The organism is Litoribacter ruber, assembly GCF_018500185.1.
Classification (GTDB): Bacteria; Bacteroidota; Bacteroidia; order Cytophagales; family Cyclobacteriaceae; genus Litoribacter; species Litoribacter ruber.
Window position 1 is genome coordinate 339357 of the sequence record NZ_JAHBGI010000002.1, and the last position, 11615, is coordinate 350971.

11 protein-coding genes are annotated in these 11615 nt (G+C 42.9%); 10 read left to right on the forward strand and 1 reads right to left on the reverse strand.

All coding sequences use genetic code 11. The annotated features are described in order from the left end of the window. Positions 1-81: 81 nt before the first annotated feature. The 8 genes from KIH41_RS03785 to argH are packed head-to-tail and all read left to right on the forward strand — an operon-like array spanning position 82 to position 8295. Positions 82-756: a GNAT family N-acetyltransferase gene (locus KIH41_RS03785; protein WP_213945501.1), complete on the forward strand. Its 675-nt coding sequence runs from the start codon at positions 82-84 to the stop codon at positions 754-756. Continuing rightward, positions 753-1949 carry an argininosuccinate synthase gene (gene argG, locus KIH41_RS03790; protein WP_214161561.1) on the forward strand — a complete coding sequence of 399 codons (1197 nt, stop codon included), beginning with the start codon at positions 753-755 and terminating at the stop codon, positions 1947-1949. Before KIH41_RS03785 ends, argG begins: the two co-directional genes overlap by 4 nt. Then, positions 1942-2907, forward strand: coding sequence for an N-acetyl-gamma-glutamyl-phosphate reductase (argC, locus tag KIH41_RS03795; protein ID WP_213945313.1), 966 nt, complete (start codon positions 1942-1944; stop codon positions 2905-2907). The genes argG and argC overlap by 8 nt, the downstream gene beginning before the upstream one ends. 11 nt (positions 2908-2918) lie before the next feature. Continuing rightward, entirely contained in the window at positions 2919-4067 is a 1149-nt protein-coding gene (locus KIH41_RS03800; protein ID WP_214161562.1) for an aspartate aminotransferase family protein, read from the forward strand. Positions 4068-4083: 16 nt separating this feature from the next. Continuing rightward, positions 4084-5055 (forward strand): Rossmann-fold NAD(P)-binding domain-containing protein, encoded by a 972-nt coding sequence (locus KIH41_RS03805; protein ID WP_214161563.1) that lies wholly within the window; start codon positions 4084-4086, stop codon positions 5053-5055. Positions 5056-5058: 3 nt separating this feature from the next. Further along, positions 5059-5862, forward strand: coding sequence for an acetylglutamate kinase (gene argB, locus KIH41_RS03810; RefSeq protein WP_246538942.1), 804 nt, complete (start codon positions 5059-5061; stop codon positions 5860-5862). A 4-nt stretch (positions 5863-5866) separates the two neighbouring features. After that, entirely contained in the window at positions 5867-6952 is a 1086-nt protein-coding gene (locus tag KIH41_RS03815) for a M20 family metallo-hydrolase (protein ID WP_214161564.1), read from the forward strand. A gap of 8 nt (positions 6953-6960) precedes the next feature. Beyond that, positions 6961-8295, forward strand: coding sequence for an argininosuccinate lyase (gene argH / locus KIH41_RS03820; RefSeq protein WP_213945309.1), 1335 nt, complete (start codon positions 6961-6963; stop codon positions 8293-8295). Positions 8296-8396: 101 nt separating this feature from the next. Here argH and KIH41_RS03825 read toward each other — a convergent pair whose 3' ends face one another. Beyond that, a complete protein-coding gene (locus KIH41_RS03825; protein ID WP_214161565.1) occupies positions 8397-9644 on the reverse strand; it encodes a porin in 1248 nt (415 codons plus the stop codon). 100 nt (positions 9645-9744) lie between these two features. Between KIH41_RS03825 and KIH41_RS03830 the strand changes: the two genes are divergently transcribed. Together KIH41_RS03830 and KIH41_RS03835 are read left to right on the forward strand one after the other, a co-directional pair. Continuing rightward, positions 9745-10863, forward strand: a complete 1119-nt coding sequence (locus tag KIH41_RS03830) for an AI-2E family transporter (RefSeq protein ID WP_213945307.1) — start codon at positions 9745-9747, stop codon at positions 10861-10863. Between the two features lie 60 nt (positions 10864-10923). Beyond that, positions 10924-11355 (forward strand): hypothetical protein, encoded by a 432-nt coding sequence (locus tag KIH41_RS03835; protein WP_214161566.1) that lies wholly within the window; start codon positions 10924-10926, stop codon positions 11353-11355. The last annotated feature ends 260 nt before the right edge of the window (positions 11356-11615 follow it).

An 11615-nucleotide genomic window follows, 5' to 3' on the forward strand; every position in this document is an offset into this window, starting at 1 on the left:
TTCCAAGATAATTCATTTCAGACGCTTGAAAGCTGATCATTTTATTGGTCGGTTCTAAACCATATCACAATTATCATGAATATGATAAACAAGCAATTTGTTATTCAAGTAGCCCAAGAAGAACACTTGAAATATGCCGACACCATCGTAGAGGAAATGGCCAATTCCGCCCAAGCACGAGGTACAGGTATAGCTAAGCGTAGCCCAGAGTACATCATGCAGAAAATGCGAGAGGGGAAAGCCGTTATTGCCCTGAGCAAGACAGGCGAGTGGGCAGGATTCTGTTACATTGAAGCGTGGGGACATGAAAAGTTCGTGGCCAATTCCGGATTGATTGTCTCCCCAAATTTCAGAAAATCAGGACTGGCTAGAGAAATCAAACATGCCATCTTCAAACTTAGCCGCAAAAAGTATCCAAATGCCAAAATATTCGGCCTTACCACGGGTGCGGCTGTGATGAAAATCAATTCGGAGCTGGGCTATTACCCAGTCAGCTACTCTGACCTCACCGATGATGAGCAATTTTGGAAAGGCTGCCAGAGCTGCGTAAACTACGCCATCCTGACCAGCAAAAACCGTCAGAACTGTCTTTGCACGGCCATGCTCTATGTGCCGAAAGACCAACGACAACCAAACAAACAAAGATTAAGAAAAGACTTTTACGGCAACCTCAATCTATTTGAGCGCTGGACAAAAATTAAGAAAAGTATTTTAGTAAAATTCAACAAAGCATTAAAACTCGATCTTCAACCATGAAAAAAGTATTACTGGCCTACAGTGGAGGCCTGGACACCACTTACTGCGCATTGTATTTGAGTAAAATAAAAAACTATGAAGTCCATGCCGTTTTGGTGAATACTGGTGGGTTTGAAAAAGAGGAGTTGGAAACAGTAGAGGCCAGAGCTAAAAAACTGGGGCTGAAAAGCTTTGAGGTTTTGGATGTGACCCAGGATTATTATGAGAAGGTCATCAAGTATTTGATTTTTGGCAATGTGCTCAAAAATCAAACATACCCCCTGTCTGTGAGTGCCGAAAGAATCGTTCAGGCCAAAGCTCTGGCTGATTATGCCGCAAAAATTGGCGCCGAATCCATTGCTCACGGAAGCACAGGCGCGGGAAATGACCAGGTAAGGTTTGATATGATCTTCCAAACGGTAATTCCCAATATTGAAATTATCACGCCCATCAGGGATATGCAGCTCAGCCGTGAGGAGGAGATTTCCTTTCTTAAAGAACATGGGGTGGAAATGAATTTTGAAAAAGCCGCTTATTCCATCAATAAAGGAATTTGGGGCACATCTGTAGGAGGAAAAGAAACCCTGAACTCCCATGACACCTTACCGGAGGAGGCTTTTCCTACTCAGCTAACCAAGAAGGAGCCTGAAGACTTAAAGCTAACATTTGAAAAAGGTGAAATTGTAGCCGTAAATGGTGAAAAAATGGATCCTGTAAAAGCCATTCAAAAGATCCAGGCCCTGGCGGGACCTTTTGCTATAGGAAGGGATATCCATGTAGGCGATACCATTATAGGTATCAAAGGTAGGGTTGGTTTTGAAGCCGCGGCGGCATTGATACTTATCAAGGCCCACCAGTTGCTCGAAAAACATACACTGACTAAGTGGCAATCCTTCTGGAAAAATCAAATGGCTGAATTTTATGGCACCCACCTACATGAGGGCCATTATTTGGATCCTGTCATGCGAAACTTGGAAAGCTTCATGCAGTCCACACAGGATTTTGTTACAGGAGAGGTAAATGTAAAACTGATGCCTTACCATTTCAAACTTATCGGCATCAATTCCGAGCACGATTTGATGTCCAATAAATTTGGGGCTTATGGAGAGATAAATAAAGGCTGGACCGCCGATGATGTGAAGGGCTTCACCAAAATATTCGGTAACCAAACCGCAATTTTTCACCAAGTAAACAAAACATTGGATAATGGATAAAATTAAAGTTGGCGTTATTGGCGGAGCAGGATATACCGGCGGAGAGCTTGTCCGACTGTTGCTTTTTCACCCGCAGGTGGAATTGGTATCCATCCACAGCAATAGCCAAAAAGGAAAAAAAGTATACGAGGTGCACCAGGATCTTTTGGGAGATTCGGAACTGGTGTTTACCGATGAAATAAACAAAAACGTGGATGCGCTCTTTTTGGCCCTACCCCATGGGGAGGCCAAAGGATTTTTGGACAACAATGAGTTTTTGCCATCCACAGTCATCATAGATCTGAGCACGGATTTCCGGGATGAGAGCGACAACTTCGTCTATGGCTTGCCGGAAATCAATAAATCTAGGATCATGACAGCCAAAAAAATAGCTAACCCTGGATGTTTTGCCACTGGGATACAGTTGGCACTTGCCCCAGCGATCGCCCATAGGTTCATCGACGGACCTATCCATATCAACGGGATTACCGGAAGCACCGGAGCTGGTAAAAAACTTAGTGAAACCACCCATTTCAGTGAAAGAAACCAGAACGTTTCTATCTACAAGCTTTTTGATCACCAGCACCTCAAGGAAATAAAGAAAACCTTTCACGAATTGGACATGGAGTTTAAAAACAATCTCCTATTTGTCCCCTACCGTGGTAATTTCTCCAGAGGAATATGGATCACGGCTTATGGTACCTTGGACAGATCATTTGAGGAAGTGAAGGATAAATACCAGGCATTCTACTCCGATGAGCCATTCACGCATGTGTCCGACAAGGAAATCATGCTTAAGCAGGCGGTCAACACCAATAAGTGCCTAATTTCTCTGCAGGAAAAAGAAGGGCAGTTGGTGATATATGCCGCTATAGATAACCTTCTGAAGGGAGCCGCCGGACAGGCTGTTCAGAACATGAACTTGGCATTTGGATTGGAGGAAAAAGCTGGCCTCAATTTGAAAAGTATCGCATTTTAACCTCTTTAATTATGAAACCTTACGCAGTTTACCCCCTTATGGACATCACGCCCGTGAAAGCGGAGGGATGCAAAATCTGGGATTCAAACGGAACGGAATATATGGACCTTTATGGGGGGCACGCCGTGATCTCCATCGGCCATAACCACCCCCACTACACCGATAGAATCAAATCGCAACTGGATAAAATTGCATTTTACTCCAACTCGGTACAAATCCCAGAACAGGAAGAACTGGCCAATTTGCTCGGAAAAGTCTCAGGCTATGACGAGTATGACCTTTTCCTGTGCAACTCAGGAGCAGAAGCCAATGAAAATGCCCTTAAACTTGCTTCATTCAAAACCGGTAAAAAAGGCTTCATTTCATTCAAAGGGGGATTTCACGGTAGAACAAGCGGAGCGGTAGCCTTAACGGATAACCCGAAAATAGTTGCTCCATTCAATGCTTCCCATGAGGTGCACATCCTGGAAATGGATCTGGCGCAAGTGGAAGAATGTCTGAAAAAGCATGATGTCGCCGGGATTATTATCGAAGGCATTCAAGGCATAGCCGGAATCCATACACCTTCTGAGGAGTTTCTTTTAGGCCTTCAGAAGCTGAGTAATGATCATAATGTCAAATTTATTTTGGATGAAGTTCAGTCTGGCTATGGCCGTACAGGTAAGTTTTTTGCCCACCAGTGGGTTGAGGGTTTGAAGCCGGATATTATTACCATAGCCAAAGGTATGGGAAACGGATTCCCTGTGGGTGGCGTTCTCATTAATCCTGAAATGGAGGCAAAATACGGCATGTTGGGCACTACATTCGGCGGCAATCATTTGGCCTGTGTGGCATCCCTGGCTGTATTGGAAGTATTGCATCAAGAAAACCTTTGCTCCAAAGCTGATGAAATTGGGAAATATCTTATGGAAAAACTTCAGGGTATGGAAGGCATCAAAGAAGTCCGTGGCAAAGGCTTGATGATAGGCGTGGATCTGGAAACAGACGCTGCTCCTGTGCGAAAGGAGCTAATTGAAAAACATCATATTTTCACCGGAAATGCATCAACCAAAAATACTATCCGGATTTTGCCTCCCCTCACGATCACCAAAAAGGAACTAGATATCTTCCTGGAAGCACTTCCCCAGGTCATACAATCTACTCCAGTTCAAACATATTAAATCAAAGTTAATAAAAATGCAAAATTTCACCTCATTCACTGATTTTTCGGAGGCACAAAGCCTTATCAACCTGGCTTTAAAGTATAAAAAAGACCCATTTTTGGATAAGCATTTGGGAAGAGGAAAAAGGATAGGATTAATATTTCTTAATCCCTCATTGAGAACAAGGGTAAGTACCCAACTTGCGGCCAGCAATTTGGGAATGGAACCCATTGTGCTGAATATGGATAAAGATGGATGGGCGCTTGAAATGAAAGAAGGTGCAATTATGAATAAAAACACGGTGGAGCATATCAAAGATGCTGCAGCAGTTCTAGGTTCATATTTTGATATTTTGGCCATTCGCGCTTTCCCAACTTTGACAGACAAATCACAGGATGTGGATGAATATACTTTCACCCAATTCCTCAAGTTCACCGGTAAGCCCATCATTAGCCTTGAAAGTGCCACCCGTCACCCGCTTCAAAGCTTGGCCGACATGGTGACCATCAAGGAAAATGCCCAGGAGAAAAGACCAAAAGTTGTACTGACTTGGGCACCGCATATCAAAGCTATACCCCATGCTGTGGCCAATTCCTTCTGCGAATGGGCACTTGGCTGCGATTATGATTTAACTGTCACCCATCCTGAAGGATATGAGTTGGATGAGCAATTCACTGCTGGAGCTACCATTACACACGATCAGGATGAAGCCCTCAAGGATGCTGATTTTGTATATGTGAAAAATTGGAGTGCATTCAATGATTATGGCAAAATCCTTCACGCAGGTGATAATTGGCTTCTTGACGAGCAAAAACTTGCCAACAGTCCCAATGCAAAAGTAATGCATTGCCTACCAGTGCGAAGAAATCTGGAGCTTTCCGATGAAATCCTGGACGGCAAAAGAAGTCTAGTTCAAGAACAGGCTAACAACCGGATTTATGCAGCCCAGGCAGTCATAAGTGAGATTTTGAACACGCAGGCCGGACATCCAAACAAAAACGTTTAGAGAATGGAAGAAAAACTGCAGATAAATATCGTCAAAATCGGAGGAAATGTGGTGGACAACCCCGAGGCTCTTCAGACTTTCGTGGAAGAATTTTCCCAAATTGAGGGACCCAAAATTTTGGTACATGGTGGAGGAGTGTTGGCTTCCCGCTTGAGCGAAAAACTGGGTATCGAACCCAAAATGGTAAATGGACGCCGAATAACTGATGAAAATACCCTGGACGTGGTCACCATGGTCTATGCTGGCTTGGTCAACAAAAAAATTGTTGCTTTACTGCAGGCAAAGGGTGAAAACGCAATTGGCCTAAGCGGCGCTGACGGTAACCTAATCACCTCCGAAAAGCGACCAATAAAAGATATCGATTATGGATTTGTCGGAGATATTGTAGCTGTCAACGTGCCCCTGCTGGAAACCATTTTATCCCATAATTATGTGCCAATTGTAGCGGCAATTACCCATGATAAAAATGGACAGTTGCTCAATACCAATGCTGACACCATCACAGCAGAGTTGGGATTGGGATTGGCTAGGCATCATGATGTGTCCTTGTTCTACGGCTTTGATAAAAATGGAGTTTTGAAAGACATCAATGATGACCAGAGCAATATTTCAGAAATCAATTTTGAGAAATATCAGGATTTGCAGGCGGAAAAAACCATTCATTCGGGCATGATTCCCAAACTGGATAATGCATTCAAAGCCATTTCAAAAGGCATCAGCCAAGTATGGTTGGGCAAAGCAGAAGATGTGCGAAAAGCCATCAATTCTAAATCCAAAGGAACATTTATAAAAACCCAAACCTCTTAAAAAATTGACTGAAAAGGATCCACATACTTTAAGCCTTGAAGCCAAAGAGTTGTTAAAGTCCCTTATTGAAACCCCGTCCTTTAGCCGAGAGGAAGATAAAACTGCGGCTTTGATAGCGGAGTTTTTTCAAAATAAGAACATCCCCTTTTTCCAAAAAGGAAATAATATCTGGGTGAAAAACAAAAAGTTTGATCCCAAGAAGCCCAATATCCTGCTCAATAGTCATCATGACACAGTGAAACCGAATGCCGGATACACTAAAGACCCTTTTTCCTGTATCCTTGAAGATGGTAAAATCTACGGTTTGGGTTCAAATGATGCGGGGGGATGTCTGGTTTCTCTGATTGCTGCCTATTATCATTTTTATGGCAGGGATTTACCCTTTAACCTGATTTTGGCTGCGACAGCAGAAGAGGAAATCAGCGGGAAAAATGGGATAGCGTATATACTGCCTGAGTTACCCGAAATCGAGCTGGCGATTGTAGGTGAACCTACCCTGCTTCAGATGGCAGTGGCTGAGAAGGGCTTAATGGTAATTGATGCCGAAGTGACCGGAAAAGCAGGTCATGCAGCCAGAAACGAAGGGGAAAATGCCATTTATAAGGCGTTGGAGGATCTCAATATCCTGAAAACTTTCCAGTTTGAAAAAGTTTCCAAGTTTCTCGGAGAAAGTAAAGCCACGGTCACCATTATCAATTCCGGCAGCCAACACAACGTAGTGCCTGACAAATGCACCTATTGCATCGATGTGAGAGTCACCGATGCCTATACTTTGGAAGAGGCATTGGCTGAACTTGAGTCCAAGCTACAGGCTAAACTGGTTCCTAGAAGCATGAGGTTAAACTCTTCAAGAATAGATGAAAACCATCCTATTTTGAAAGCTGCCGACGAGTTACAGCTGGAAAAATACGGCAGCCCTACCCTATCGGATCAAGCCTTGATACCCTTTCCTTCTGTAAAAATCGGGCCCGGGGACTCGGCAAGGTCCCATACTGCAGACGAATATATTTACGACAATGAAATCAAAGACGGGATTTCGCTCTATATCAAATTAATTGAAACCTACGCAGCGATGCGATCAACCAAATAAAATACGACATGAAGCTATGGCAAAAGGAAAAAAGTAACCTCAAGGAAGTTGAGGTTTTTACCATTGGAGATGATCCTCAATATGACATTTTATTGGCCCCCTTTGACGTTCTAGGCTCATTGGCGCATGCGGAAATGCTTGAAAGCATCGGTTTACTGACAGCCGAAGAGTTTAAAACCCTGCAACAAGGACTAAGAGAAATCTATCAGGAAATCCAAGATGGCACCTTTACCATTGATGAGGGAGTAGAAGATGTTCACAGTCAGGTAGAATTTATCTTGACCAAGCGATTTGGGGATGTGGGCAAAAAGTTGCACAGCGGAAGATCCCGAAACGACCAGGTTTTGGTGGATCTCAAACTTTACTACAGGGCGGAAATCAAATCTTTGATTGGTGAGGTAAAGTCACTATTTGACCTTTTGGTAAAATTGGCAGAAAAGCATAAAGCTGATTTGATGCCTGGCTACACTCATACCCAATTAGCCATGCCTTCCTCCTTCGGGTTGTGGTTTGGCGCCCTGGCCGAAAGCCTTTCCGAAGACATGGACCTCTTGCATGCGGCATATCAGTTGGTAAATAGGAACCCTCTTGGTTCTGCGGCTGGCTATGGCTCCTCCTTCCCGCTCAACCGATCGATGACTACGGAATTGTTGGGTTTCAAAGAAATGCATTTCAATGTAATCAATGCACAAAACAGCCGTGGGAAAACCGAGAAAACGCTAGCCTTTGCACTGGCAGGGATAGCTGGCACCTTGAACAGACTGGCCGCGGATTCCATCACCTTCATGAACCAACATTTTGGTTTCATCAAGTTCCCCGATGAACTCACAACAGGTTCGAGTATCATGCCCCATAAGAAAAATCCAGATGTTTTTGAACTGGTAAGGGCCAAAACCAACCAGATCCAGGCCAGCCCAAATACCTTGGCCATGCAATTGACCAATCTCACGACAGGGTATCATAGAGACCTCCAGGTGATGAAAGAAACTATATTCCCTGATCTTCAAAAACTAAAATCATGTATCAGCATTTCCAGGTTAATGCTTGAAAATATTGAGATTAAGCAAAATATTCTGAAGGATTCATTTTATCAGCATCTATTCAGCGTAGAAGAAGTCAATAGAATGGTGTTGGAAGGAAAGCCCTTCAGGGATGCCTACAAAGAAGTGGGTATGAGCATTGAAAACGGGACTTACAATCCGCCAAAGGATGTAAAACACACCCATGAGGGGTCAATCGGTAACCTTTGTCTACCTAATATCCAAAAGAAAATGGACCAGGCAATTTCCAAATTTGAATTTGAAAAAATGGAAAAACAATTGGAAAGTCTACTTACGAAATAAATACATAAAGCCCGCTCAAAAGAGTGGGCTTTTGGTTTATATAGATACTTAGTGCAAATTCTTTTAAAACTTCGTGCCCATTGTGACCATTTCTTTTATAATTAGATACCCAATTCAACCTGGAAGCGTAATTGCCAGTTATTGAAGTTATTGCTGGGGTTTACAAATTGCCGATCCTCATAAGTCAAGTCAGTTTGCACCTTGACCCGGTGTCCCTTAAGATATTTGGTGACCCCAACAGTGTAGTGTTGCACCAAAGGCTCCAGCTCATCAATCTGGGATCGTGGAGCCAACTGCGTGTATCTTCCGGCAACTTCTACATTATTGAAAAAAATATAACTGGCCTGATAATTCTGCCCAAGTCCGGTATAAACGTATCTCATATCCCCTTCAGGGTTAAAAGTTAAAGCATTGGGCGAGGTTCGATACAATAACTCACTGGCAAAGGCAAAACCTCTATATTTTAACAACCAATCGGTCATATAGGTATCCATATCCGTTCTTTCATATAAGAAGGTCCCAATCTGTCCACCTGTCCTTAACGTATTGCGATTTAAGCTGGAAGTTACTCCTATGGATAGTTTAGGTGTTTTTTCCCGAATTAGGTCTCCCTCAAAATAATCTCCAAACCGCTCAAACATCCCGAATGGAAGAATTTCAACCCTTCCCGTATAAGCCAATCCCCCGTCCGTGGCAAGAATATTCCTGCCCTCTCCAGTGCTGACAGCACCTCTTAGCACATAATGGAAATTATTGATCAAGCGGTCCGTATAGGCAGCCTGCAGGCCAAAATCACGATCGACATTTAGGGTAGCATTGACAATACTTCTGTCTACAAATTGCAAATCACCTGAACTGTTCACCCTTTGGCGGTTCCCAGGAAGTTTGGTCTGTCCAAAGCCCAAAACAAGCTTATTCGTCAACCTGTAAAAAATCATGGCGTCCCTGACTATATTGGGGAATTCGGTATTTTCCCAGTCCATGTCCCCCCGTGTAAAGGAAAGCTGCAGCACATAACTCAGCCTGGGATTATATACAAAGCCATCAAAGCGCAGTCTTAGTCTCCTGACACGCGCTTCAATCTGGGTGGCCTGGTCTTCCTCAAAAGTAAAACCTGCTCTATTCTGCATCCTAAAACGAATATTCATCGCAAATAAACTATCAGGAGCCATGATCCCAAGCCCCTGTCCATAGGTGAAATATGGGACCTCCGAAAAGGCCAAAGGTATGGATTCCATGATCCTTCCCGTGTCCAATTCGGTGGCACGCCCCGGCACTTGGGAGTATGCCGAACTGCTGATTCCAAAAAGTATTAAACAACCGAAAAGTTTTGCAAAGTATTTGTACATACTATTTTTTATTAAACTCAAAAATAACCCAAATCAAACAAATTCCATTTGACAATACTTATTTTCTATAGAAACATGTAGTGTCACTCATTTTTAATTTATGGAGAAAGGAAAAAAAGTACTTTTTTATTCAACATTATTCATTGTCGGCACCTATTTTTTATTCCAAGGAATTGCATATTCCAAGCCATTTTTGGCTCCTTTGGTTACTGCCATGATATTGGCCTTTCTAATGCTTCCCATTACCTATGCTTTTGAAAAGTGGGGGATGAAAAAAGTGTGGGCCACCATTAGCAGTACACTTGTTTTGGTCTTGGTAAGCGGTGGCATAGTTGCCTTGATTTTTCTTCAGATAAAAGACTTTGCAGAAGACTGGGAAGAAATGAAATCCACCATGTTCGAAAAAATGGAGGAATTCAGCACCTATCTAGCCGATAATACCATGCTTGAGGAAGAACAAATAGATGAGGTAACTCCAGAACCTGAGGATGAAAAAGATCAAGAAGAAGGTGAAGATGAATCTGATCCCAGCGAAGAGGAGGAAACAGCAGAGCAGGCCATGAGTGTGGTATCCACCATCATGACATCACTTACAAACGTGTTGCTGACCTTAGTCTATGTTTTTATGTTTATCCATTTTAGGGGACGATTTAAGGAATTTATTCTTCGCTTTATCCCTAGTGAAAAAAGATCAAAAGTTTCCAAAATCATTTCTAGAAGCTCCAAAGTGAGCAGGCATTATTTGGCCGGAAGGCTGCTTTTGATGGCCATACTGACGGGGATGTATTTCACAGGCTTGTTGATTTCAGGTTTGGAAAATGCCTTTGTTATCAGTTTGATTGCAGCTGTTCTTTCCATCATACCATTTATTGGAAACATGATCGGTTATGTGATAGCTTTGAGTTTGGGATTGCTGGCTGATGGAGGATCCGGCACGCTCATAGGAATTACGGTCACTTTCCTCATTGCCCAATTTGTGGACAGCTACATCCTGCAGCCCATAATATTGGGAGACAAGGTGGATGTCCATCCCTTTTTTATCATCCTGTCGGTGATTTTGGGTAATGAGCTTTGGGGGGTAATTGGCATGGTGCTGGCCATACCAGTTTTTGGAATGATCACGGTAATTTGCCGCCATGTGCCTGTATTAAACCCTTTTGGCTATCTGTTTAGCCAAACAGACATCGAAGAGCCGGAGGATAAAAACCGCCTTTTATAAAAGTGATTAAGGTATTTGGAAAAAATCACTTATTTTTATGCCTTAATCAACTTAATTAAGATGTATACTGGATTTTTGCACCTTCACTCCTACTTGGCTTACTTGGTCATCATTGGCATTACCATCAGTTTTCTATATGCGCTGTTTGGAGCTCTCTCAAACAGAGAATTTACAGCTAAAGACCAAAAATTCGGCTTGTTCGGCCTTATTCCTACGCACATTCAGCTTCTAGCTGGCTTGGTGTTGTATTTTGTCAGCCCACTGGGTGTTTCCAATTTCGGAAGCCACACCATGGGAGATGCTACTTCTAGACTTTACGCTTTAGAGCACCCACTGGTAGGGCTAATCGCAGTTATCCTGATCACGGTAGGTTATAGCAGGGCTAAAAAGATCTCTTTTGCCAGAAATAGGTACAGAAGCATCTATGTGTTCTACGGCATTGGCCTCCTACTGATTTTGTCCAGAATACCCTGGGCGGCATGGTTGAGTTAATTAAATAGCCAGAAGAACGAAGACGGGAGACGGAAAACGTCTTCCTAAAAAAAGGACACAGAGTTTTCTCGGATTTACACTAAGTTGGACTATCGGAAAAGACAGATTTGTACTTACCCAAACGTTATTCTAAATCCATCTGTGCATTGATATTATAAAATTGGAAATTTTAGGCCGGAATTTATATTCCGGCTTTTTTTGTGAATAGGGATGCCATTTTTCATTGTTGAGGTGCTGCCAGTGTTCACTTGGATATTGTC